This window comes from Pedobacter sp. (assembly GCF_037719805.1).
In the GTDB taxonomy this organism is placed as follows: domain Bacteria; phylum Bacteroidota; class Bacteroidia; order Sphingobacteriales; family Sphingobacteriaceae; genus Pedobacter.
Genome location: NZ_JBBJLZ010000006.1, coordinates 219321 through 244214, shown reverse-complemented (window position 1 = coordinate 244214; position 24894 = coordinate 219321). Strand labels below are relative to the sequence as shown.

Annotated in this window: 24 protein-coding genes and 1 tRNA gene; 11 read left to right on the top strand and 14 right to left on the bottom strand. The window is 41.7% G+C overall.

Annotated features, from left to right (window positions below; translation table 11 throughout):
- Nucleotide 1: 1 nt before the first annotated feature.
- From WKF66_RS20400 to WKF66_RS20365, 8 genes are all read left to right on the top strand, one after another.
- The gene (locus WKF66_RS20400; protein ID WP_108203296.1) at nucleotides 2-706 is read left to right on the top strand and encodes a response regulator transcription factor; all 705 of its coding nucleotides are present in this window, start codon (nucleotides 2-4) and stop codon (nucleotides 704-706) included.
- Nucleotides 706-1221 (top strand): hypothetical protein, encoded by a 516-nt coding sequence (locus WKF66_RS20395; protein WP_489676354.1) that lies wholly within the window; start codon nucleotides 706-708, stop codon nucleotides 1219-1221. Before WKF66_RS20400 ends, WKF66_RS20395 begins: the two co-directional genes overlap by 1 nt.
- A 13-nt stretch (nucleotides 1222-1234) precedes the next feature.
- Complete coding sequence (gene hemE, locus WKF66_RS20390; protein ID WP_489676353.1) at nucleotides 1235-2257, top strand: uroporphyrinogen decarboxylase; 1023 nt, start codon at nucleotides 1235-1237, stop codon at nucleotides 2255-2257.
- Between the two features lies 1 nt (nucleotide 2258).
- The gene (gene hemJ / locus WKF66_RS20385) at nucleotides 2259-2807 is read left to right on the top strand and encodes a protoporphyrinogen oxidase HemJ (protein ID WP_489676352.1); all 549 of its coding nucleotides are present in this window, start codon (nucleotides 2259-2261) and stop codon (nucleotides 2805-2807) included.
- A gap of 63 nt (nucleotides 2808-2870) precedes the next feature.
- Nucleotides 2871-3437, top strand: coding sequence for an RNA polymerase sigma factor (locus WKF66_RS20380; protein WP_489676351.1), 567 nt, complete (start codon nucleotides 2871-2873; stop codon nucleotides 3435-3437).
- The gene (locus WKF66_RS20375; protein WP_489676350.1) at nucleotides 3427-4119 is read left to right on the top strand and encodes a hypothetical protein; all 693 of its coding nucleotides are present in this window, start codon (nucleotides 3427-3429) and stop codon (nucleotides 4117-4119) included. Before WKF66_RS20380 ends, WKF66_RS20375 begins: the two co-directional genes overlap by 11 nt.
- Before the next feature lie 18 nt (nucleotides 4120-4137).
- Nucleotides 4138-4977, top strand: coding sequence for an outer membrane beta-barrel protein (locus tag WKF66_RS20370; protein ID WP_489676349.1), 840 nt, complete (start codon nucleotides 4138-4140; stop codon nucleotides 4975-4977).
- A 93-nt stretch (nucleotides 4978-5070) separates the two neighbouring features.
- Nucleotides 5071-6066, top strand: a complete 996-nt coding sequence (locus WKF66_RS20365; protein ID WP_489676348.1) for an ABC transporter ATP-binding protein — start codon at nucleotides 5071-5073, stop codon at nucleotides 6064-6066.
- A gap of 26 nt (nucleotides 6067-6092) precedes the next feature.
- Here WKF66_RS20365 and WKF66_RS20360 read toward each other — a convergent pair whose 3' ends face one another.
- From WKF66_RS20360 to atpD, 14 genes are all read right to left on the bottom strand, one after another.
- Nucleotides 6093-6509, bottom strand: coding sequence for a hypothetical protein (locus WKF66_RS20360; RefSeq protein ID WP_489676347.1), 417 nt, complete (start codon nucleotides 6507-6509; stop codon nucleotides 6093-6095).
- A gap of 66 nt (nucleotides 6510-6575) precedes the next feature.
- Nucleotides 6576-7823, bottom strand: coding sequence for a threonine ammonia-lyase IlvA (gene ilvA, locus WKF66_RS20355; protein WP_489676346.1), 1248 nt, complete (start codon nucleotides 7821-7823; stop codon nucleotides 6576-6578).
- Between the two features lie 9 nt (nucleotides 7824-7832).
- Complete coding sequence (locus WKF66_RS20350; RefSeq protein WP_489676345.1) at nucleotides 7833-9002, bottom strand: 2-isopropylmalate synthase; 1170 nt, start codon at nucleotides 9000-9002, stop codon at nucleotides 7833-7835.
- Nucleotides 9003-9013: 11 nt separating this feature from the next.
- Nucleotides 9014-10105: a 3-isopropylmalate dehydrogenase gene (leuB, locus tag WKF66_RS20345; RefSeq protein ID WP_489676344.1), complete on the bottom strand. Its 1092-nt coding sequence runs from the start codon at nucleotides 10103-10105 to the stop codon at nucleotides 9014-9016.
- A gap of 4 nt (nucleotides 10106-10109) precedes the next feature.
- The gene (locus tag WKF66_RS20340) at nucleotides 10110-11573 is read right to left on the bottom strand and encodes an ATP-binding cassette domain-containing protein (RefSeq protein WP_489676343.1); all 1464 of its coding nucleotides are present in this window, start codon (nucleotides 11571-11573) and stop codon (nucleotides 10110-10112) included.
- Entirely contained in the window at nucleotides 11573-12157 is a 585-nt protein-coding gene (gene leuD / locus WKF66_RS20335; protein WP_489676342.1) for a 3-isopropylmalate dehydratase small subunit, read from the bottom strand. The genes WKF66_RS20340 and leuD overlap by 1 nt, the downstream gene beginning before the upstream one ends.
- 7 nt (nucleotides 12158-12164) lie before the next feature.
- A complete protein-coding gene (leuC, locus tag WKF66_RS20330) occupies nucleotides 12165-13571 on the bottom strand; it encodes a 3-isopropylmalate dehydratase large subunit (protein WP_489676341.1) in 1407 nt (468 codons plus the stop codon).
- Nucleotides 13572-13623: 52 nt separating this feature from the next.
- A complete protein-coding gene (gene ilvC, locus WKF66_RS20325) occupies nucleotides 13624-15105 on the bottom strand; it encodes a ketol-acid reductoisomerase (RefSeq protein WP_489676340.1) in 1482 nt (493 codons plus the stop codon).
- Between the two features lie 330 nt (nucleotides 15106-15435).
- The gene (gene ilvN / locus WKF66_RS20320; RefSeq protein WP_489676339.1) at nucleotides 15436-16050 is read right to left on the bottom strand and encodes an acetolactate synthase small subunit; all 615 of its coding nucleotides are present in this window, start codon (nucleotides 16048-16050) and stop codon (nucleotides 15436-15438) included.
- Nucleotides 16051-16060: 10 nt separating this feature from the next.
- Complete coding sequence (gene ilvB / locus WKF66_RS20315; RefSeq protein ID WP_489676338.1) at nucleotides 16061-17800, bottom strand: biosynthetic-type acetolactate synthase large subunit; 1740 nt, start codon at nucleotides 17798-17800, stop codon at nucleotides 16061-16063.
- A 30-nt stretch (nucleotides 17801-17830) separates the two neighbouring features.
- Nucleotides 17831-19528, bottom strand: a complete 1698-nt coding sequence (gene ilvD / locus WKF66_RS20310) for a dihydroxy-acid dehydratase (RefSeq protein ID WP_489676337.1) — start codon at nucleotides 19526-19528, stop codon at nucleotides 17831-17833.
- A gap of 52 nt (nucleotides 19529-19580) precedes the next feature.
- Nucleotides 19581-20471: a branched-chain amino acid transaminase gene (locus WKF66_RS20305; protein ID WP_489676336.1), complete on the bottom strand. Its 891-nt coding sequence runs from the start codon at nucleotides 20469-20471 to the stop codon at nucleotides 19581-19583.
- A gap of 693 nt (nucleotides 20472-21164) precedes the next feature.
- Nucleotides 21165-21407 carry an ATP synthase F1 subunit epsilon gene (gene atpC, locus WKF66_RS20300; protein ID WP_489676335.1) on the bottom strand — a complete coding sequence of 81 codons (243 nt, stop codon included), beginning with the start codon at nucleotides 21405-21407 and terminating at the stop codon, nucleotides 21165-21167.
- A 25-nt stretch (nucleotides 21408-21432) separates the two neighbouring features.
- Complete coding sequence (atpD, locus tag WKF66_RS20295) at nucleotides 21433-22935, bottom strand: F0F1 ATP synthase subunit beta (protein ID WP_489676334.1); 1503 nt, start codon at nucleotides 22933-22935, stop codon at nucleotides 21433-21435.
- 184 nt (nucleotides 22936-23119) lie between these two features.
- On the opposite strand from atpD, the gene WKF66_RS20290 reads away from it, so the two are divergent.
- From WKF66_RS20290 to WKF66_RS20280, 3 genes are all read left to right on the top strand, one after another.
- Nucleotides 23120-24040, top strand: a complete 921-nt coding sequence (locus WKF66_RS20290; RefSeq protein ID WP_489676333.1) for an SDR family oxidoreductase — start codon at nucleotides 23120-23122, stop codon at nucleotides 24038-24040.
- Nucleotides 24041-24226: 186 nt separating this feature from the next.
- Nucleotides 24227-24691 carry a redoxin domain-containing protein gene (locus WKF66_RS20285; RefSeq protein WP_489676332.1) on the top strand — a complete coding sequence of 155 codons (465 nt, stop codon included), beginning with the start codon at nucleotides 24227-24229 and terminating at the stop codon, nucleotides 24689-24691.
- Between the two features lie 102 nt (nucleotides 24692-24793).
- Nucleotides 24794-24867 (top strand) — tRNA-Arg (locus WKF66_RS20280).
- Nucleotides 24868-24894: the final 27 nt, after the last annotated feature.

The window sequence follows — 24894 nt, the reverse complement described above, 5'->3', positions numbered from 1 at the left end:
TATGCCACAGAAATTAAGAATACTACTGGTTGAAGACGAGGATCACTTATTGGATGCCATAAAGTTAAACCTTGAACTAGAGGGTTACAAAGTTCATGCTGTTAAAGACGGTAAAACAGCCTTGAAAGTTTTCAAGGAAGAGCGTTTCAATTTGATTATTTTAGATGTCATGCTTCCAGAAATGGATGGTTTCCAGGTTTGTGAAACTATTCGTTTGGAGAACACAGAAGTTCCTATCTTATTTCTAACGGCTAAAAACACAAGTGAAGATCGTGTAATGGGTTTAAAGAAAGGTGCTGATGATTATTTGGTTAAGCCTTTCAACCTGGAAGAATTGATTTTGAGAGTTGGAATACTTGTAAAACGCAGCATGAAAGCTGACGATTTAAAAGAACTAAACTCTTATAAAATTGGTGACAAGACGATTTATTTCAACTCATTTGAATTGAAACAAGATGACGGGGTGATCGTTCCATTGACTAAGAAAGAAACGATGCTGTTAAAGCTGTTAATTGAACGTAAGAACGAAGCAGTTTCAAGAGAGCAGATCCTAGAGACGGTTTGGAATTACGACGTTTATCCGTCTACCAGAACCATAGATAACTTTATTCTAACCTTCCGTAAGTACTTTGAGCCAGATCAAAAGAATCCGGTATACTTTCACTCGATCAGAGGCGTGGGTTATAAATTCACAGATATTCATTAATGTATAATGCCAAAGGCAGGTATGCTTTAATGGCGATATTTATTATTGCAGCCATTGTATGCCTTTATTTTGAACAGACACAGCTTGCAGCCATCGGAGGTTTAATGGCTGCGTTTGTGCTTTGGAGCCATTTTAAACACAGTTCGATTGTTCTTGCATCTAAGTACTACCAGCAAGGAGATTACGAACGTACTGAACGGATGCTGGCAGAAGTGCCTAATCCGGACCGGCTAGCGAAAAAGCGACGAGGTTATTACGAGTTTTTGAAGGGCAATATCGCATTGAAGGCTGGTCAGTTCGATCAGGCGGAGCATCACTTTCAGATTGCCAGCCGGTTTCCACTGGGTGGTACAAACGACAAAGCATTTGTTCTTATTCACCTTGCGAATCTCGCTCTAAGGAAAAAGGATAAAGAACGGAGTACGGCGTATATAAAGCGAGCTAAAGAGCTGGCGATGACGCCGAAGGCAAAAGAGATAATTACTAAAATAGAAATAGAAGCCAACGGCTTATAAGAATTAAAGACAGATGAACACGTTATTTTTAGATGCAGCCTTTTCAAAACCAACAGAGCGTCCACCGGTATGGATGATGAGACAAGCCGGGCGTTTTATGCCACAGTACTGGGAAATTAAGAACAAGTATTCCTTCCTGGAGATGTGTAAGACACCTGAGATTGCTGCGGATGTAACAATGCTTCCTGTTGATCTTTTAGGCATTGATGCTGCGATCTTATTTTGCGATATCCTGGTGACAGGGGAAGCAATGGGTGGCGATTTAAGCTTTACTCAGGGTGTTGGTCCCAAATTCGCTAATCCGGTACGTACGCTTGCTGATGTGGATACATTGGAAGTTGATGTGTTGGACCGTTTGCAATACGTTGCAGATGCGATTAAGGTTATTCAACAACGTTTAAATGGAAGTATTCCATTGATCGGCTTTGCGGGTGCGCCTTTTACAGTAATGAGCTATCTGGTTGAAGGTGGGTCATCCAAAGATTTCAAACTAACAAAATTATTGATTCATAACCATCCGGAGATTGCGCATAAGCTATTGGCTAAAATAGCAAAGGTGACTGCTGATTATTTAAACCTTCAGATTGCTGCTGGTGTGAATGCAGTACAGTTATTTGACAGCTGGGCATTAGCATTGTCATGGAACGACTACCAGGAGTTTTCACATAGATACAATCAGGAGATTATTGCAAACTTAAATAGAACAGGTGTTCCTGTGATCTCTTTCTGTAAAGGAAGTTCAGTTTTTGCACCTATGATGGCTGAAGCTAAACCTGATGTTATTTCAGTAGACTGGAACGCAGATCTTTTGAACATTAAGAATGCGTTGCCGGCTGGAATAGCGGTACAGGGTAACCTGGATCCACATATTTTATATGCAGATCAGCATGTGATCAAGAAAGAGATTCATCGCTTATTTGAGCGCATGCGTGGAACAGAAGGCTTTATCTTTAACCTTGGTCATGGTATTATGCCCGATATCCCTTTTGAGAATGTTAAATATGCGATTGAGGTCGTAAAAGAGTTTAGATACTAATATGGGCCAATACTATTATTACGTCCTTTCTGTCCATATCATCTTTGTGGTAAGCTGGATGGCAGGATTGTTTTATAGTGTTCGGTTATTTATCTACCATACGGAGGCTCAAGACCGCCCCGAAGTAGAGCGTGTCATCCTTCAAAAGGAGTACGAGAAAATAGAAGCAAAGCTTTGGAACATCATCACTACACCGGCAATGGCATTGACTGTACTTGCCGGTGTGACGATGGTATTTATTCGTCCAGACCTGTTGGATACCAACTGGTTTAGAGTCAAAATAGGCTTTGTAATTCTGCTGCTGATCTACCACTTTATTTGTCAGCGAATAATGGGTCAGCTTAAAGAGGGTAAATGCGGCATCAGTTCCTTCCACTTGAGGTTATGGAATGAAGTGGCTACTGTCCTTTTAGTCGCTATTGTATTTACCGTAGTACTCAAGAATGCCGTAAACTGGATCTATGGTCTTATAGGTCTGATCATCTTCTCTGCTACCATCATGACAGCAGTAAAAATCTACAAGCATTACCGTAAAAAGCACGAGCAATAAAATATTCTCTTTTCTGTGCAACCTTTCCTGTAGTTACTTCATCTACACTATACCAAACACACAATGAAGTTGATTAAACATAACATAGACGATTTACTGGAGGGATGCAAAGCAGGCAACCGAAAGATGCAGGAGGCATTATATATGCAAACTTCATCCAAGATGCTTGCGGTTTGCATGCGCTACGCGAAAGACCATATGGAGGCTGAGGATGTACTTCAGTTAGGTTACATAAAGGTCTTTCAGAAAGTTAAGGAGTACCGTGGGGACGGTGCCTTTGAAGGATGGATTAGAAGGATAATGGTCAATACAGCAATTGAAAGCTATCGTAAAAATCTGAGGTCGATGAATGTAGTGCCTATTGAAGATGCCTATGAGCAGCCTTCAACGGGCTTCGATTTCAGTCGACTGGGTATGCAGGATCTTTTAAAGTTGATCCAAAACCTTGCAGATGGATACCGGGTTGTGTTTAACATGTATGCGATCGAGGGTTATTCTCACAAGGAGATCGCAGAAACATTGGGAATTTCTGAGGGCGCTAGTAAATCACAATTGTCGAGGGCAAGGGGAATTTTGAAAGAACAAGTTATAAAGATGGAGAGCATTAAATATGGTACATATGGAGGATAAGGATTTTGATCAGTTATTTAAGGATCGATTTGAGGAGGCGGAAGTTTCGCCATCTGCAGATTTGTGGGGTAATATAGAGAAAGAGCTATCACCAAGAAAAAGGTTGGTGTTGCCAGTTTACTGGATGGCGGCAGCAGTTGTGATCGTTGCGATTATGGTAGGCGTGTTGATGCCTAAAAGCGAGCCAATTCAGCTACGGGGATCTGCAGATGAGGTAGCAACAAATATTAATAGCGAAACTATCGCTTCTCCAAAAGCGATACAAGAAGCGGTTGTGGAAGAAGAAGTGAAAAGTACTCCCTTAGTGATTGCTCCTCGTTTGAACGAGAACGAAGTTAAAAAAGATTTCGCGGCGATGCAACCAATTGCTTCAAGTAAGCATCCTGTTAATAAGGAAGTTCAAAATACTCCAGCTGTCGCTGCCCAGGTAGAAGCAGAAATGCCGGTTGCGGAGGTGATGATGGCGAGAGTAGAGACTCCGCAAGAAATAACGACTTATAATGAAGTAGACCAGCCTGAGCATAAGGGAATAAGAAATGTTGGCGATCTGATAAATATTGTAGTCAACAAGGTTGATAAAAGGGAAAAGAAACTGATACAATTCAATACCGACGAAGATGATAACTCTTCTGTAGTAGCGATTAACATTGGCTTTCTGAAATTTAATAAGAGAGATAAATAAAGAATAAACCAAACCACAATGAAACATCTAATACTTTCAGCAATTATGGCAAGCGGACTTGCTATTGCTTCAGCTCCAAAGGCGTTCTCACAACAAGATACTGTAACTACAGTAAAAACAACCACGACTACGACCACTACTACGAAAAGGGGTTCTAAATTCAGTTTGACCCTTGGCGTTAGCGATGAAGAAAGATCTCAAAAAGACAGCACTAAGCTCGCCAATGCTAATAAAGGAAGATTTGTAGGTGGGATCACTTTTACAAGGTTTGACCTTGGTTTTTCTAAGTTGATTGACAATGGAAGTTTCACACTTTCACCAACTAATGATTTCCTGGATTATAAAGCAAGTAAAACCAGCACCGTTTCCTTTGATGTACTACAGATTGGGTACAGATTTAATACAAACTTCAAGATCTATGTGGCGGGTGGTTTTGACTGGACTTTGATACGCTTGAAGAAAGACATTACGATTCAAAAGAACAGTCCGATTCTTGCTTATGTCACTGAAGATATTCAATTTACTAAAAATAGGTTATCCAGCAGCTACGTGCATATCCCATTAAACTTTGAGTTACGTACTAAAGAGAACGACAATGGTAAACGCTTCTATTTTGTAATCGGACCTGAAGTTAGCTTCCTTCTGAACGGCAAAGTAAAACAGGTAAGCGATGAAAGAGGCAAGGAGAAGTTCAAAGACGACTATAACTTTGAGCCATTCCGTTACGGGGGAACTGTTAGAATTGGTTACGGAGGTCTGGGTATCTTTACTAAATACTATGCAAATGACATGTTTGCAAGCTCACCTCAAAAAGGTATCAAAAACTTAGCCTTTGGTATTACCCTTGGATTGAATTAGAATATAGAAAACACAACACACACACAAATAAAACCGAAGTCCTGCAGCTTATACCTGCGGGACTTTTTAGTTGAAATGCTTTATCTTTACGTTGTGGAAGATCAAATCATCAGCGTTAGAAACCTGACCAAGCAACACCAATCAGCTCAGGCATCCGGCGTTCAGAACATTAGTTTCGATATCAAAAGAGGAAGTATTGTTGCCATCATAGGAGAGAGTGGAAGTGGTAAATCGACACTATTGAAATGTATCTATGGTCTTTTGACGCCTGATTCAGGTGAGGTGCTTTTAAACGGCAAAAGAATTCTTGGACCTGACGAACAATTGATTCCCGGTCATAAGGAGATGAAGATGGTTACGCAGGACTTCTCTTTAAATATTTATGCCAAGGTCTATGATAATATTGCTTCGATGCTCTCGAACACCAACGTACAGTTGAAGCAAGAGAAGACCATTGAGATGATGGAGCGCCTCCATATCGATCATTTACGGGAGAAAAAGATAACTGAGCTTAGTGGAGGCGAGCAGCAAAGGGTAGCGATCGCAAAGGCGCTGGTAAGCGATACCTCAGTGTTGCTTCTCGATGAACCTTTCAGTCAGGTAGACGCATTATTAAAGAACCAACTTAGGGCGGATATCAAGAGAATAGCTGCTGAGACTGGGGTGACTGTGATTCTGGTTTCTCATGATCCTGCAGACGGGCTGTTTCTTTCAGATGAGTTGTTGATATTAAAGGAGGGTAAGCTTTTGCAAAAAGGTGCTCCTTCTGCAATTTATAACGATCCCGCGCATGTTTACACGGCTCAGATATTAGGGAATGCAGTGGTCGTTAATGGCGTTGATGCTTTGAAACTTGGCATTTCCGCTGTAAAGGAAACGGTATTGTTTTATCCTGAGTGGGTAGAGCTGAAGAACGGCTGGAATAGCAGACGATTTGAAGTTTTAGATATTTACTATAAAGGGTTTTACGAGGAGTTGTTACTGGAAAGAAATGGAGTTAAGATAAGAGCGATCCAGTTGAAAAATGGAGCGCATAAAAAAAACGACCATGTTCAAGCGAGCATTGGTCGTTTTTTGGAATATGATTAATGCGCCTAATTAAACGCCAGTAATGATTAGCTTACATCTCTTGATGGAATTAGCACGACTTTAACACGAATTGGAACAGTTGGCCTTTGAGGATTCACAGTAGAAAACTCAGACCTTTGAATGTCAATTGCAATACCGCCTTCAAATTGCTCATAGCTATAGGCTGATCCGCTGTATACATATGGCAATTGAATATAACTGTTTACATTAACGGGATGATCCAAATAAACCAAAATACCTTCAATTCTTACATTTACTTTATCAATCTCTGGGATGTCTAAATCAACGGTAATAGTTTGTCCGTTGTTAGTAGTTACCCACTGATTAGGTTGGATGTTGAGAATGATCGTTCTGTTAGGAGTTTCCTCGATGATGTTTGATTTTTCGCACGACACCAGGCCCAGCGTGGTCGTGAAGAGGAGTAATGTAAGGAGCTTTTTCATTTTGTGTGTGATTTGATTTGTGTGTGTTAAATGTAATGCAAAACTACTGCCATAAATGACTTACCACTACACCAAATATTCAAACAAGGTCTGATCATTATTGAGTTCAATAATTTCAAACCTAAATTCCTTCATTCTCTGCACTAAAGCCTCATAATCACGCCGGTTAGCCAACTCAATTCCCACTAATGCCGGACCACTTTCCCGGTTGGTTTTTTTAATGAATTCGAAGCGGGTTATGTCATCCTGCGGACCTAATACGTTATTTACAAATAGCTTTAATGCCCCTGGTCTTTGTGGAAAACGAACGATGAAATAATGCTTCAATCCTTCAAAAAGCAATGATTTCTCTTTGATTTCCTGCATCCGTTCAATGTCGTTATTACCACCGCTAACAATACAAACTACATTTTTACCTTCAATATCTTTCAACTGGTCTAACGAAGCAACTGCCAACGCACCTGCAGGCTCTACAACAATTGCATCCTCGTTATAAAGTTTTAGGATCGTAGTACAGATTTTTCCTTCAGGAATCAATAACATCTGATCAAGTAAAGCGGTGCAGTACTCATAGGTCAAATTGCCGACTCTTTTTACTGCCGCACCGTCTACAAAACGGTCTATTTCCTCTAAGAATACAGGCGCACCATTGGCCATAGCCAGCTTCATAGAAGGTGCACCTTCAGGCTCAACACCGATCAACTGCACATCTGGTTTAATGTTTTTAAGGTAGCTTCCTACCCCAGAAGCTAGTCCGCCACCACCAATAGGCATCACCACAACATCCAGGTCAGGCAAATCTTCGAAGATCTCTACGCCTACAGTCCCTTGTCCTTCAATGATTTTTGCATTGTCGAAAGGAGGAATGAAGGTCATTCCGTGTGTAGCAGTATATGCCAAAGCCTCTTTTAAACAATCATCAAAGGTATCACCTACCAATACGATTTTGATGTGTGTTCCGCCAAACATCTCTGTTTGCTTCACCTTTTGCTTAGGTGTAATCTCTGGCATAAAAATCACGCCTTGAATATCCAGCTTTTTGCAGGAATGTGCCACGCCCTGAGCATGATTCCCTGCACTTGCACAAACAACCCCCTTAGCAACCAGCTCTGGTGTAAGGGTGCTGATCATGTTATAAGCCCCTCTTAACTTGTAAGAGCGCACCAGTTGCAGGTCCTCTCTTTTCAGGTAAATGTTTGCATTGTATCTTTCTGAGAGCCCTTGGTTATATTCCAGCGGAGTACGTTTAACCGTACCTTTCAGCCTTTCAGCCGCCCCCAGGAAATCCAGTGCTACTTGTTGTTTCGTGTTCATGATGTGTGGTTAGACCTGGTCTTTTTCTACGCTGCTCATTAAGAAGTTGACGTCGTCATCATCTAAACGGCCCTTTTCATCGGCGAGCGACAGAAAGCGATGATAAACTTCATCAAGGTTTGCTTTGTCCATGTGATATCCCAATCTCTCGAGGTGATGTTTTAGCGCATGTCTGCCGCTACGTGCAGTAAGCACAATGTCTGCCGAACCCACACCAACGTCTTCTGGTTTAATGATTTCGTAGTTCTCTCTATGTTTTAAGAAACCATCCTGATGAATACCTGAACTATGTGCAAATGCGTTCAGGCCGACAATCGCTTTATTTGGTTGCACCGGCATTCTCATCATGCTGCTTACCATATCACTGATCTGTCTGAAATGTTTGCTGTTAATATTCGTGTGCAAGTTAAGGTCGTGATGAGTTTTTAAGATCATGGTTACCTCTTCCAAAGCGGTATTTCCAGCACGTTCGCCAATTCCATTGATCGTACACTCCACCTGTCGCGCACCGTTGATAAGACCGGCAAGGCTGTTTGCTGTCGCCAAGCCTAAGTCGTTGTGACAGTGCACAGATATAATTGCTTGATCAATATTCTTTACATTCTCCTTTAGATATAAGATTTTTGCTCCATATTGATGAGGAAGGCAATAGCCGTTGGTATCCGGAATGTTGACTACCGTAGCGCCTGCAGCGATAACAGCCTCAACCATCTGCGCTAGAAAAACATTGTCGGCACGACCAGCATCTTCTGCATAAAACTCGATGTCCTCTACAAACTGCTTTGCATATTTTACAGCTTCAACAGCCCTTGAAAGAATCTCTTCTCTGGTACTGTTGAATTTATATTTGATGTGCATATCTGAAGAACCGATTCCAGTATGGATCCGGGGGCGTTTTGCATACTTTAATGCGGCAACTGCCGAATCAATATCCCCTTTGTTGGCACGGGTTAAAGCGCATATGATCGGTTCTGAAACTGCTTTTGAAAGTTCAACTACACTTTGAAAATCACCAGGACTCGAGATTGGGAACCCTGCTTCGATTACATCTACCCCGAGTGCCTCCAGTGCTTTGGCAATCTCAACTTTTTCGGGTGTTGCCAATTGACAACCTGGTACCTGCTCGCCATCACGTAAGGTGGTGTCAAACACATAGACTCTATTCGGATCATGTAACATATTCTGAGTGATTAATTTTTGTAATTGTTTTGTGTGATAAATTTCAAGACTAGTTTACCCATGTCTTTAGTGCCCAATACCTGGAATGGACTTGATGTGCCGTCTGAAATGTCATTGGTTCTATAGCCTTCTTTCAACACCCTATCGATGGAATCAATAATAATTTTGGCTTCTTCTTTTAAGCCAAAGCCGATTTCCAGCATTAGGGCAACGGATAAAATAGAGGCTAAAGGGTTTGCAAGGTCTTTGCCGGCGATATCATGTGCAGATCCATGAATAGGCTCGAAAAAGCCTGTGCCGTCTCCAATAGAAGCGGAGGCTAGCATTCCCATGGAACCAGCAATTTGCGAAGCTTCATCCGTTAAAATATCACCAAACAAGTTGGCAGTAAGTACAACATCAAAGCGTTTCGGGTCTTTTATGAGCTGCATTGCTGCATTGTCGATAAACATGTGCTCAGTTTCCACTTCAGGATATTGTTTTGCAATGGCTTGAACCGTTTCTCTCCACAGTCTTGAACTTTCCAAGACGTTAGCTTTATCTACAGAACACAACCTCTTGCTGCGTTGCATTGCTGCTTCAAAAGCTTTATGCGCAATCCGTTCAACTTCATAACGATGATAGATCATCAGGTCCGAAGCAGTGTTTCTGTCCTCAGAGCGTGTTTTCTCCCCAAAGTAAACGTCACCTGTCAATTCTCTGAAAAATAAAATATCAGTTCCTTTTAAAATCGCAGGCTTGATACTTGAGGCGTTCAATAGCTCATCAAATAATAATATTGGACGCAGGTTAGCGTACAAACCTAATTCTTTACGGATTTTTAGTAAGCCTTGTTCGGGTCTAACTTTCAAAGAGGGATCATTGTCATACAACGCATGTCCAACTGCTCCAAAAAGAATGGCATCGCTATTTCTTGCTTTTTCTAAAGTCTCATCGGGTAGTGGATTTCCAGTTGCTTCAATAGCAGCATGACCCATCAACGCTTCGTCAAAAGTAAACTCATGTCCGAAGTCATTGGCAATCTGTTCTAATATCGCTTTACCCCAGGTGGTTACTTCTGGTCCGATTCCGTCGCCGGGTATGACTAAAATATTCTTTTTCATTGTATTAAACGCGTTCTAATATGTTTTCCACGGCTTTAACTTCACCGCTTTCTAATAAAATTCTTTTCTCAATGCACTCAGGAAGCTGAGCTTCAAAATGGCCGACATAAATTAATGTGGTTCCTTGCTTGCAAAGGTCATCCACCAGCGTGTTAAAGTGCATAGTTTGTTGCTGATCTAAGCCTTGACAAGGTTCGTCCAGTATCAGTAGTTCAGGGTTCTTAATAATTGTCCGTGCGAGTAATGCCAATCTCTGCTTGCCAAGCGGTAGTTCGTTCATCAGAACGTTCTTAAATGGCATTAGGCTGAAGTAATCGAGCAGCTCGTTTACTTGCGCATGTTTTGTGGATCCAGGCTCGCAAAAAAGACCGGAACTATCATAAAAGCCCGAGGCAACGCTTTGCCAGACAGTAGCTGACGCATCGAAGTACCAATGAAGCTCCGGAGAGATCAACCCTATCTTTTTTTTAATGTCCCAGATACTTTCTCCAGAACCTCTTTTGTGTCCGAATAAGTAAAAGTTATTGGCATAGGCCTGTGGATGATCTCCGCTGAGCAGGCTTAATAACGTTGATTTACCAGAGCCGTTTGGACCTTGTAGCAACCATTTCTCGCCAGCTTGCACTTCCCAATTGATATTTTTTAAAACCTGCTTGTCTCCATAACTGATATTTACATCAATCATTTTGATGACATCTTCAGAGGACGAGGAAATTGGTTCCTCTGCTAAAAAAGCAGGTACGTTTTTTAGGTCATCCCTAAAGTTAGTACTTAAAGAACGAGCCTCTAGTTCCATCAATCTTCCATTGCTGATTTCTGCAAATCTATTTATGCAAGAAGGGAGCTCCTGATCATTACTAATTATTATCAGTTGTGACCCGTAATCTGAAAGCTCTTCAAATAGAAGATTTAGATTCAGTCGTGAGGCTTTATCCAGTCCATTGTAAGGTTGATCAAGAATTAAAAGTTGTGGTTTTAGCCACAAAGCTTTCAGCAATTGCAACTTCTTATGTTCGCCACTAGAAAGCTGGATAAGACTGGATGGTAATAATTCAGCGAATTTCAAAGCCTCTAATGGACGCTCAAGATCTTCCAACAAAAGCCCATGTTCTTTCCCGAACTCTTCTAACTCAGCGAGAACGGTCGACGTAACTTCAAAAGCCTGGTGGTTGTACCGTTGCTGATAGTAGAAGTTCGATTGTCCCTCTAAATCTTTAAACTGGTACCAGTTGGCTACGTAATAAGCCAATGCAGGTGCCTTTAATGCATCATCAAAATGATGTTCTATTGATCCGGTATAGCTGATTAATCCAGCAATTGCCTTTGCTAAGGATGTTTTGCCACTTCCACTAGCTCCTGTCAGTACCCAATTCTCTCCCCGATTTATTGTCCAGCTCAAATACTCCAGCACCGCTTTTTGGCGGTAACGTAAGTTTAGATTCTTGATATGGACGACGGGCTCTGACATTATCTTGCTTGCTCGAATTCTTCGATTAATTGTTTTTGGTTTAAGATGAAGTCAATGTCATCATAACCATTTATCAAACACGATTTCTTATAGGCATTGATCTCGAAATCTGTTTGCTCTCCAGTGGCTATAATGGTCACTGTTTGATCTTCCAGATTCACATTCAATTCCGACAAGTGGCTTTTGGCGACGGATGTAAAAATAGCAGCTAGAAAGTCTTCACTCACCTGGATCGGCAAAAGACCGTTATTTAATGCATTTCCTTTGAATATGTCAGCAAAAAAGCTGCTGATCACTACATCAAAGCCTGCATCTTGAATGGCCCAGGCCGCATGCTCGCGACTACTACCACATCCGAAGTTTTTACCAGCAACCAGGATCTGCCCGCTGTAAGTAGGATCGTTCAACACGAAATCCGGTTTAGGCGTATGGTCGCCATTATAGCGCCAATCACGAAACAGGTTTTCTCCAAATCCTTCACGTGTAGTAGACTTTAAAAACCTCGCCGGAATAATTTGATCCGTGTCAATGTTCTCTATATTCAATGGCACAATTGCCGATGTTAACTCTACGAATTTTCTCATGTTCTAATTAGGCTTCAGTCAATAATTCTCTTACATCTGTAATCTTACCTGTTACTGCAGCAGCTGCGGCCGTAAGCGGACTTACCAGTAATGTTCGTGCATCAGGACCTTGTCTGCCTTCAAAGTTCCTGTTTGATGTTGATACACAATACTTACCTGCAGGAATCTTATCTTCATTCATACCTAAACATGCGCTGCATCCTGGTTCACGAAGCTGAAAGCCTGCGCTTTCAAAAATCTTATCGAGGCCTTCGTTAATGGCCTGTTGTTGAACTTGTTTAGAGCCGGGAACGATCCATACCGTTACATTCTCAGCTTTTTGCCTATCCTTAACAAAATCGGCTACTTCACGCAAATCCTCTATTCTTGAGTTGGTACAGCTTCCAATAAATACATAATCGACTGATTTACCGATCAAAGATGAGTCGTCGTCAAAGCCCATATAGTCCAAAGCCTTTTGGTAAGACAATTGCTCTTTATCTGGCTGTGAGCCCGTTGAGGGGATGTTTTCACGGATTCCCATGCCCATACCAGGGTTGGTTCCGTAAGTGATCATAGGCGCAATATCTTCTGCTTCAAAAGTCAATACGCTATCGAAATGTGCATCTGCGTCACTGTAAAGTGTTTGCCAATACGCTAATGCTTTATCCCATTCTGCACCTGCCGGAGCAAATTCTCTCCCTTTGATGTAATCGTAAGTTGTTTGATCTGGTGCGATCAGCCCTCCGCGAGCACCCATTTCGATGCTCATGTTGCAGATGGTCATTCTGGCTTCCATACTCAAAGCCTCGATTGCTGAACCTGCATATTCTATGAAATAGCCAGTTCCGCCAGCTGCAGAGATCTTTGAGATAATGTATAATATGATATCTTTTGCTTTAACACCCTTTCCTAAAGTTCCGTTTACTTCGATCTTCATGGTCTTAGGTTTTTGCTGCAATAAACACTGCGTTGCAAACACCTGCTCCACCTGCGAAGTACCGATCCCGAAAGCAATAGCGCCAAAAGCGCCGTGGGTTGAAGTATGACTATCCCCGCATACCATCGTTTTACCGGGCAATGTGATGCCTAATTCAGGACCAATTACATGAACTATTCCCTGAAAGGGGTGACCTAAACCATAAAGTTCAATACCGTACTCAGCACAGTTTTTAGTAAGCATGTCAACCTGGAACCTTGAAAGCTCCTCTTTGATCGGCGAAAGCTGATCAATAGTCGGAACGTTATGGTCGGCCGTGGCGACCGTTTGTTTAGGTCGCAATACAAGTAAGCCTCGTTTACGCAAGCCATCAAAGGCTTGGGGAGATGTTACCTCATGGATCAAATGTGTATCAATATATAAAATGTCGGGGAACCCTGCTTCGCTTTTTACAACATGTGCATCCCAGATCTTTTCTACTAATGTTTTTGACATTTTTATTGTTTTAAGTCCCTCCGGACCAATATCCAGAGGGTAATAATATATGTTATGCTGTTTTAATCGATTTCATAGCAGTCATTGCTTTTCTCAACACTGCACCAATTTGCTCTACCTGATGAGAACGGATCGCTTCATTAACGGCAATCAGTGCTCTATTGTCTACTGCACCGTCTTTTCCTTCGTTGAAATTCTTACCAACCAGATCCGTATCCACACCTTTCATGAAATCAGCCAGTAAAGGTTTACAAGCCTGATCAAACAGGTAGCAACCGTATTCTGCGGTATCAGAGATCACGCGGTTCATCTCAAATAATTTCTTACGAGCAATCGTATTTGCAATCAGTGGAGTTTCATGTAGCGACTCGTAGTAAGCAGATTCTGGTTTTATACCAGCCTGAACCATAGTTTCAAAAGCCAATTCCACACCAGCTCTAACGAAGGCCACCATTAAGGTGTAATTGTCAAAATACTCTTGCTCTCCAATCTTAACGTTTCCTGCAGGAGTCTTTTCAAAAGCTGTTTCACCAGTCTCTGCGCGCCATGCCAACAGGTTTTTATCACCGTTAGCCCAGTCTTCCATCATAATGCGACTAAACTCGCCACTCATGATGTCGTCCTGATGCTTTTGGAACAATGGACGCATAATATCTTTAAGCTCCTCTGAGATCTCAAACGCTTTTATCTTTGCAACATTGCTTAACCGATCTAACATTGCCGTGATGCCACCTTGCTTTAAGGCCTCAGTGATCACCTCGACACCGTACTGAACCAGTTTGGAAGCATATCCAGGATCAATTCCCTTTTCGACCATTTTGTCAAAAGAAAGGATAGAACCTGTTTGCAGCAATCCGCAAAGGATGGTTTGCTCCCCCATCAAATCTGATTTAACTTCAGCAACGAAAGAAGATTTCAGTACGCCAGCTTTGTGACCGCCGGTACCCACACAGTAAGCTTTAGCTTGCAACAGACCTTTTCCTTCCGGATCATTTTCAGGGTGAACGGCAATTAGCGTCGGTACACCAAAGCCACGAACATATTCTGCTCTGACTTCGCTACCAGGACATTTAGGCGCCACCATGATTACGGTAAGGTCCTTGCGGATTTGCATGCCTTCTTCAACAATGTTAAAGCCGTGTGAGTATAAAAGTGTAGCACCTTGTTTCATCAGGGGCATAATGGCGTTAACTACCGCGGTATGCTGTTTATCAGGGGTAAGGTTGATCACCACATCCGCATCAGGAATGAGTTCTTCATAAGTTCCTACAGTGAAATTGTTTTCTGTAGCATTTTTCCAAGAATCTCTCTTTCCTTCAATTGCTTCTTTACGGAGGGTATAGGAGACATTTAAACCACTATCTCTTAAATTTAAACCTTGGTTGAGGCCTTGAGCTCCGCAACCTACAATTACCAGCTTCTTTCCTTTCAGGGCATTTACGCCATCTAAAAATTCTGAACTGTCCATGAAATCGCAGACACCTAATTGGTTTAATTTTTCTCTAAGAGGTAGTGTGTTAAAATAATTTGACATCGTTTATTAGTTTTTGGTTATATGGTTTTATTATAAAATAGTTGTGTTGTAGGTGTTGTTTTTGTTGTGTTATGGTTGATGTTGGTTGTCGCCCCCGTCACCCTGAATTTATTTCAGGGCCTCTATTTAGTTGGGCCGGGGTGCTGAAATAAATACCAATGACAGGTTATCCTACGATCGTCATTGCGGCGTAGGCCGCAACCTCGGACTGGGTGGAATTGCTACTCCGAGGTCCTGAAATAAATTCAGGATGACGGACTTTAAACCTGTCAATGCTACTTCTTTATGTTTGCCAAAACACTAAAATCCCAGCGTGACGATTGCTCAACCTTACATCGTGAATACGTTCTTTTCCTTATCCAGGTACTCGTTTTCAATCACTTCCCGTCCTGGCTCTTCTCTTTCGAACTCCCTAAGCTTCGCATTGAAACCCTCGCTGTCTTTAATAATCGCTACCCGGGCACTCCGAACAAACTCAATCAATCCATAAGGTTGCAGAACCTCAATCAGTTTATCCGTTTCTTCCCTATGACCAGTTGTCTCAAATACAGTGTAATCCTTGCGAATCACTACTGCTCTGGCGCCGTTCTCACGCAATAATCGCTCTACCGATACCTTTTCTGCAATCGTATCTGTGGGCACCTTGTAAAGCGCTAATTCCTGCCAGATAATATCCTCATTCGTATTGTAATAAACCTTTAATACTTCAACTTGCTTCTCTATCTGACGAGCCAGTTTACGCACTACATCCTCTGTCTCTGTTATCACAATATTAAATCTGTGAATATGCTCAATTTCAGAAGGCGAGACGTTCAAACTTTCAATATTAATTTTTCTTCTTGAAAATATTATAGCGATACGGTTTAATAAACCAATCTGATTTTCTGTATAAACAGTGATTGTAAACTCCTGTTGGGTATTCGTTTCTATACTAAAGTTGCTCATAGTCTTTAAATTATTTAAGTCGGATTTCACTTACACTACATCCCTGAGGTACCATAGGGAACACATTATGCTCTTTGGTTACCATCACTTCCAGCAGGTAAGAGCCTTTATGATTTAGCATCTCTTCTAATGAGCTCACTAAGTTTGCCCGCTCAGAAACGCGTTTACCCTTAATGTAATACGATTCGGCTAACTTCACGAAATCTGGACTCTTTATATCTACAAATGAATATCTTTTCTCATTAAATAACTGTTGCCACTGACGTACCATTCCTAAAAACTGGTTATTTAAGATCATGATCTTCACATCAACGCCTGATTGCATAATGGTTCCTAATTCCTGTAAGGTCATCTGAAATCCGCCATCGCCAATTACAGCAACCACCGTTCTGTCTGGCCTGCCAAATTTAGCACCAATCGCTGCTGGTAGCCCGAAGCCCATAGTGCCTAAACCACCACTGGTTACGTTACTTCTGGTCTTGTTAAACAAGGCGTAGCGACAAGCAACCATTTGATGCTGACCAACATCACTCACAATAATCGCTTCACCTTTAGTCAGCGTATTCAATTCGTTAATCACTTCGCCCATTGACAATTCATCGCTTTCCGGGTGAAGCTCTTTCTGGATCAGCTCTTCTTGCTCGGTCTTTTCAAAAGCCCTGAATTCTGCCAACCATTCTTTATGTTCTTTCGCTTCGACAAGCGCTGTTAACAAGGGAAGCGTCTCTTTGCAGTCTCCCCAAACAGGTACATCAGCTTTTACGTTTTTATCAATCTCAGCAGGATCTATGTCTAAATGAACCACCTTAGCTTGCTTTGCATATTTGTCCAGACGGCCTGTTACCCTATCGTCAAACCTCATTCCGATAGCGATCAATACATCGCAAGAGTTGGTTTGGACATTCGGGCCGTAGTTTCCATGCATACCTAACATGCCAACATTTAAAGGGTGATCTGTAGGTATCGCACTTGCGCCAAGAATAGTCCATGCGGAAGGGATACCGGTTTTCTCTATGAAATCTTTAAACTCTTGTTCTGCGCTTCCCAACAATACGCCTTGGCCCCATAAAACAAAGGGTTTCTTAGCAGAATTAATTAATGCAGCTGCAGCTTCTATATACTCTGTTCTTACAAGAGGCTTCGGACGATAGCTGCGGATGTGGTTACATGGAACATGCCCTGCATAATCAAACAGCTGCATCTGCGCGTTTTTGGTGATGTCAACCAATACCGGACCTGGTCGGCCGCTTTTAGCAATGTAAAATGCTTTAGCTAATGCCGCAGGGATTTCACTCGCATCAGTCACCTGATAATTCCATTTGGTTACCGGAGTAGTGATGTTGATTACATCAGTCTCCTGAAAAGCATCCGTACCCAACAAATGTGCGAACACTTGTCCTGTAATACATACCATCGGCGTACTGTCGATCTGTGCATCAGCTAAACCTGTGACCAGGTTGGTTGCACCCGGGCCGCTTGTTGCGAATACCACACCAACCTTGCCTGACGCTCTGGCATAACCCTGTGCGGCATGTGTCGCACCTTGCTCATGGCGTACTAATATATGTTGTAATTTATCGTTGTAATCGTACAGTGCATCATAGATGGGCATTATGGCGCCTCCGGGATAGCCAAAGACAACATCTGTTCCTTCTGCGATCAATCCTTCTAATAAAGCCACAGAACCCGTTACTGAAACAGTTGTTTTTGGCTCAACCTGGGTGGTCAATTCTGCTATTGCTAATTCCATATTGGTATTATTTTTATAAGTCTTAAAAAATTATCCGGTGTAGGCATCTGTAACACACCCTTCACTTGCATTGCTTACTTGTTTCAGGTATTTATATAACACCCCTTTTGTAACTGGTGGAGGTAGTTGCGTCCATGCAGCCCGGCGTGTAGCCAGTTGTTCGTCAGTCAGATGAACATTGATCGCGTTGGTTGTAGCATCAATCGTAATGATGTCATCGTCATGCACTAAAGCAATGTTTCCACCGTCCCATGCTTCTGGGGTAATATGGCCCACAACAAATCCGTGAGTACCTCCCGAAAAACGACCATCGGTGATAAGGGCTACTGATTTTCCTAAGCCTGCACCAATAATTACAGAGGTAGGCTTAAGCATCTCAGGCATTCCTGGGGCTCCTTTCGGTCCGACCTGTCGGATAACTACGACATCTCCACTTTTCACTTTGCCGCTTTGAATTCCGGCGATCAGGTTTTGCTCTCCGTCAAAAACACGTGCCGGGCCAACAAATTTCTCTCCTTCTTTACCGCTGATCTTAGCTACAGAACCCAAAGGGGCCAGGTTGCCATACAACATTTGAAGGTGACCTGTCGCTTTTAACGGCTCGGTTACAGGAAATATAATTTTTTGGCTTTCAAAATCTAGATCAACCGCTTCCGCTACGTTTTCAGCGAGTGTCTTTCCTGTTACGGTGATACAATCGCCATGTACAAGTCCTACTTTGATCAGATATTTCAATACAGCTGGCACACCACCGATGGCATGCAAATCTTCCATGAGGTAAGATCCACTTGGTTTCAGATCACCTAGCACAGGTGTACTGTCGCTAATTCTTTGAAAGTCCGCCAGGTTTAAGGGCAAACCGACTGATTTAGCGATTGCTATCAAGTGAAGAACAGCATTGGTAGAGCCTCCTAGAACCATAACAGTTACGATTGCATTGTGAAATGCTTTCTCAGTCATGATGTCTGAAGGAAGGATATTTCTTTCTAAAAGGATGCGGATATACTTTCCGGCTTCCTTACATTCGTTCTTTTTCTCTTCACTGATCGCAGGATAGGAAGAGCTATAAGGTAAGCTCATTCCCATGGCCTCAATAGCCGAAGCCATTGTATTTGCGGTATACATACCGCCGCATGAACCGGCGCCTGGACAAGTGTTTTTAATGATACCCTGAAAGTCGTCTTCAGATAAGTTCCCTGCTAATTTCTGACCAAGCGCTTCAAATGCGGAAACGATATTTAGTGTTTTTCCCTGGTAATTGCCTGAATGGATACTGCCACCGTATACCATGATAGATGGTCGGTTTAAGCGGCCCATAGCCATAAGCGATCCCGGCATATTTTTATCACATCCTGGAACAGTGATTAAACCATCATAGTATTGTCCGCCACAAATAGTTTCAATTGAATCAGCAATTACATCTCTGGAAACCAAAGAATAACGCATTCCATCAGTCCCGTTAGACATCCCATCACTAACACCAATGGTTCCAAATGTCAAACCTACCATATCGTTTGCCCATACACCTTCTTTTACTATTTGTGCAAGATCATTTAAGTGCATGTTGCAGGTATTACCGTCGTAACCCATGCTTGCTATTCCCACCTGGGCCTTGTCCATATCGGCCTTGGTTAATCCAATGCCGTATAACATGGCCTGGGCAGCTGGTTGCGTAGGGTCTTGTGTGAAAGTTTTACTATACCTGTTTATTTCTGGTGATTGTGACATAAGGTTGGTTGCTCTGTATTATTTTGGTTCTAAATTTAAATGTTGTTTATTCTTAAATGATCACTTCATAATCCTGCTTTTCTAACACAAGGCATTTGTAGGCGCGCTGTAATGTTGCGCCGGCACTCTCTGTCCAGGTCATTGGAAATTTATAATCATTAATGGAGGCAAGTCCGATGATCTCGGTTGCGGTACCACAGAAGAAAGCGCTATCTGCATGCTTTACTTCTTTAACAGTTAAGTGTTTTTCAATCACTTCAATATCCAGTACCGAGCATAATGTGATGATGGTTGCCCGGGTAATACCTGCTAGAATATTGCCAAGTGGCGGAGTATACAATCTTCCCATCTTCTCAATAAAAATATTCGCACCTGGAGCCTCGGCGATGTTGCCATGCATGTCAAGCAACAAAGCTTCGTCGTAGCCCTTGCTTCTCGCTTCGGTGCTTGCTAATATAGAGTTCACATAGTTCCCGCTTACTTTCGCTTCAACAGGAGTCGATTTAGGATTAGGTCGCTCGTAACTCGAGATGCCAACTTTTAGAAGTTTATTGCCAGAGTATGCTTCCCATTCCCATGCACAAATCATAATAGATGATTCTTGTGCCGCTACTAAAGTCATGGCAGGCGGACAATAAACCAATGGACGGATGTAAGCGTCTTTGAAATCGTTTAATTCCAATAACTTGTAGGTTTGCTTGATGAGATCATCGATGTCCCAGGTAAAAGGGATATGCACCAATTCTGCAGATCTTTTTAAGCGCTCGAAATGCTCACGTGCTTTAAAAATGCGTGTTCCATTGTGGGTATGATATGCTCTTATCCCTTCAAAAACAGCATATCCATAGTGGAGGGATTGTCCATAAAGATCAGTGGTTGAATCAACTGCCTTTTCAAACTTCCCGTTTATATAGATTGTGGTTTCTGAATTATAGTATTGCATTTCGATGGTATTATTTTTTCAATTCGTTTGATCATTAAAAAAGCGCCATTTTTGGTGGCGCTTCATATTTTGTTATTGAATATTTTATAGCAGCGCCTTTTTCCCCTGGTTCAGCAGAAGAATCACATTAATAATGACAAAGAATAAGACGTTTGCGATAGTTATCATGATAGTATGTTGTCGTTATTTTATAAAAACCAATTTAGGACTTGACATTTAAAGTATCAATAGCCGTCTTAAAATAAATACAAAAAAATATAATATTGTTATTTTATGTTTTATCAATATAATATATCTGTATGTCAACGATTATCATATCATTAAGTGGATGCTGCTATACCAAATATGAAATCGGTATTCGGTATAGGTGTTATGCAAGCATTATAAAAACGTCTGTATTCTGCCTAAAATCTCTAAAAGGCTCTAGAGTTTTGAAATCATTACGTCATGCTGAATTTATTTCAGCACCTCGGAATAGCGATGCCACCCAGTCCGAGTTCGCGGCCTACGCCGCAATGACGATGTTGAAATAGCGATGCCACCCAGTCCGAGTTTGCGGCCTACGCCGCAATGACGATGTTGATATAGTGATGCTACCCAGTTCGACGCTGCGGCCTACGCCACAATGACGGGTAAAAACAAAAAGCTCTTTGAAATTAATCAAAGAGCTTTCTAATATTAGATCTTTAAATATTAAACAACGCCTTCGGCCAGAACAATAATCTTATTTTTTAAAACCTCTACGACACCGCCTTTAATAATGAAGGTATCTTCTGATGCTTTAGTTTTAATAATGACTGGACCGTCCTCTAAAGTTGAAATAATAGGGGCATGGTCTCTTAAAATCTGAAAAGAGCCCATTGTGCCTGGGACCGTAACTGAAGTCACTTCTCCTTCAAAAATTTTCTTATCTGGTGTTAATATTTCTAATGTCATGCCGTATTGCTGCTAGTAGTACTAATTAGTTAGCCTCAGCTAATAGTTTTTTACCTTTTTCAATAGCCTCATCGATGCTTCCAACTAAGTTAAATGCAGCTTCAGGATATTCATCTACTTCACCGTCCATGATCATGTTGAAACCTTTGATGGTATCTTTAATGTCAACAAGTACACCTTTCAAACCAGTAAACTGCTCTGCAACGTGGAATGGCTGTGATAAGAAACGTTGAACACGACGAGCGCGGGAAACGATCAACTTATCTTCTTCAGACAACTCGTCCATTCCAAGAATGGCAATAATATCCTGAAGCTCTTTATAGCGCTGTAAAGTTTCTTTAACTCTCTGAGCAGTGTTGTAGTGCTCATCACCTAAAACGCTTGGAGAAAGAATCCTTGAAGTTGAATCCAATGGATCCACTGCAGGATAAATACCAAGCTCAGCAATTTTACGTGAAAGTACTGTTGTAGCATCAAGGTGGGCAAATGTAGTTGCCGGCGCCGGATCGGTTAAATCATCCGCCGGTACGTAAACCGCCTGCACTGAAGTAATTGAACCACGTTTGGTTGAAGTAATACGCTCTTGCATCAGACCCATCTCAGTAGCCAACGTTGGTTGGTAACCTACTGCTGATGGCATACGACCTAGAAGGGCAGATACCTCAGAACCAGCCTGAGTGAAACGGAAGATGTTATCAACGAAGAAAAGGATGTCTTTTCCAGCGCCTTCACCATCACCATCACGGAAATATTCAGCAACGGTCAAACCTGATAATGCCACACGTGCACGTGCACCAGGGGGCTCATTCATCTGACCGAATACCAATGTTGCTTTTGATTCTTTTAATTTTTCAGTATCAACTTTACTCAAGTCCCAACCACCTTTTTCCATGGAATGAAGGAACTCGTCACCATAGTTAATTACACCAGACTCGATAAACTCACGCAAAAGGTCATTCCCTTCACGAGTACGCTCACCAACACCAGCGAACACAGATAAACCAGCATATGCTTTCGCGATGTTGTTTACCAGTTCCATGATCAATACTGTTTTACCAACACCAGCACCACCGAATAAACCGATTTTACCACCTTTAGCATAAGGCTCTAATAAATCGATTACTTTAATACCAGTAAAAAGTACTTCAGTTTCCGTAGAGAGCTCATCAAATTTAGGAGGAGCACTGTGAATTGGTCTGCCGCCAGTTTTATCTACCGTGTTAATACCATCGATAGCGTCACCAACTACATTGAATAATCGACCTTTAATTTGATCACCTACAGGCATCTGAATAGCTGCACCAGTGTCAATTGCTTCCATTCCACGAACAAGACCATCAGTCGAGTCCATTGATATTGCACGTACACGATCTTGACCTAGATGTTGTTGAACTTCTAAAACGATCTTTTGTCCGTTCTCTTTTGTAATCTCCAGTGCAGAGAATATCTTAGGTAAATGAGCATCGTCAGCAAAACTCACGTCAACTACCGGTCCTATAATCTGCGCTATTTTTCCAATGTTAGGCATATATTGTTTTGGGTAAAATTATAAATATCAAATTGTTAAAGGCCATTTTATAAGCCCGCAATTCGGTTTGCAAAGTTAAATTTTTTAAACAAGAAATATACATATAAGTATAAAGATTTTTCAACAAGTTCAGGAAAGCTTTTTATGCTATCTTAAGACCTGAAAAATCCCATCGTTTAAAGCTATGAAAACTATCTTAGTAACAGGAAGTAACGGACTATTAGGTCAGAAAATTACAGAGCGTGTCATCCAAACAAAGCAGTTCAATTTGATTGCTACGTCCAAAGGGGCTAATCGGTATCCAATTAAAGAAGGATATATCTATGCAGAAATGGACATACTTGATCCGCAGCAGATACTCCAGGTTGTTCATAAGTTTAAACCAGATGCAATCATTCATACGGCAGCGATGACAAACGTAGATACAAGTCACACGCAACAAGAGTTAGCTCATCAACTTAACGTCGTTGCTGTTGCAACCCTGACTGAGATTGCTGCGGCAGAAGGCATCCAATTTATTCATTTGTCCACCGACTTCATATTTGATGGGGCGGCTGGTCCTTATGATGAAGAAGCAGAACCGAATCCCTTAAGCCATTATGGTCGGACGAAATTAGAAGGGGAGGAGATTGTGAAAGAATCAAGTGCCCAATGGGTAATCATCCGTACGATTCTCGTTTATGGGATTGTTAGCGACATGTCCAGAAGTAACATCGTGCTTTGGGCCAAGGGAGCACTCGAGAGTAAGAAGCCAATCAACGTGGTGAATGATCAGTGGAGAATGCCTACTTTAGCAGAAGATCTTGCCGACGGCTGTTTATTAGCCGTTGAAAAGAATGCACAAGGTGTCTTTAACATCTCAGGGAAGGACATGATGAGCGTTTCAGAGCTGGTTAAAGAAGTAGCTGATTACTGGAAACTGGATACGAGCATGATGAATGAGATTAGCTCAGAGAGCTTAAACCAGGCGGCGAAACGTCCGGCGAAGACAGGCTTCATTTTAAATAAGGCAATAAGTCAACTTGGATACAAGCCGAGGAGCTTTCAGGAAGGACTCGCGATCATCGATCAACAACTCAAACAAGGCCTTGATAAGGACTCTTAATAACACTAATAATATGCCAGCGTAAAACCAGGGTAAGTCCATGTTTTAACGGTTTATATTGGTCTTATCTTGGACACATGTTGGTCTTATACAAAGCCCTTATCAACTGCTTACCTTTTTATTTACCTTTTTACATTGAAAAACATCAGGTAGTGTATCCAGTATTTATATTTATCAAAAAAAGTTATGGCTTTACATGTGGGAGATCAATCTCCGGATTTCAAATTATTTAGTTCAGAATTAAAAGAGGTTTCCCTGGCAGATTACGCAGGTAAAAAGCTGGTTATTCAATTTTTTCCAATGGCTTTTACAGGAGTCTGCACTGCGCAACTTTGCACGATGCGTGATAGCTTTGGCTTCTATGAAGGCATGAATGCTGAAGTTGTGGGTATTTCAGTAGATTCACCATTTACGCTCGCCAAATTCAAAGAAGATCAGGCATATCAATTTCCTCTGCTGTCAGATTTCAACAAAGAAGTTTCACAGGCGTTCGGTGCTTACTATCCAGAATTTGCGTTCAATTTGAAAGGAGTTTCAAAGCGTGCGGCTTTCGTTTTGGATGAAGAAGGAAAAGTACTTTATGCGGAAGTTTTGGAAGATGCCGGTAATATGCCAGACTTTGATGCGATTAAAAAGGTCATAGAAAGCTAGTTTTCATAACGTTAACGGACCGCATTGAATAATTTGCTGAAAAAATTGTTAAATTGGTTTCCAAGCATTACTTTTGCAGTCCGTTAACAAAGCGGAAAACATGCATTTGTAGCTCAATTGGATAGAGCATCTCACTACGGATGAGAAGGTTTGGGGTTCGAATCCCTACAAGTGCACTTAATTGGAGTTAGTTCTAGATTTAG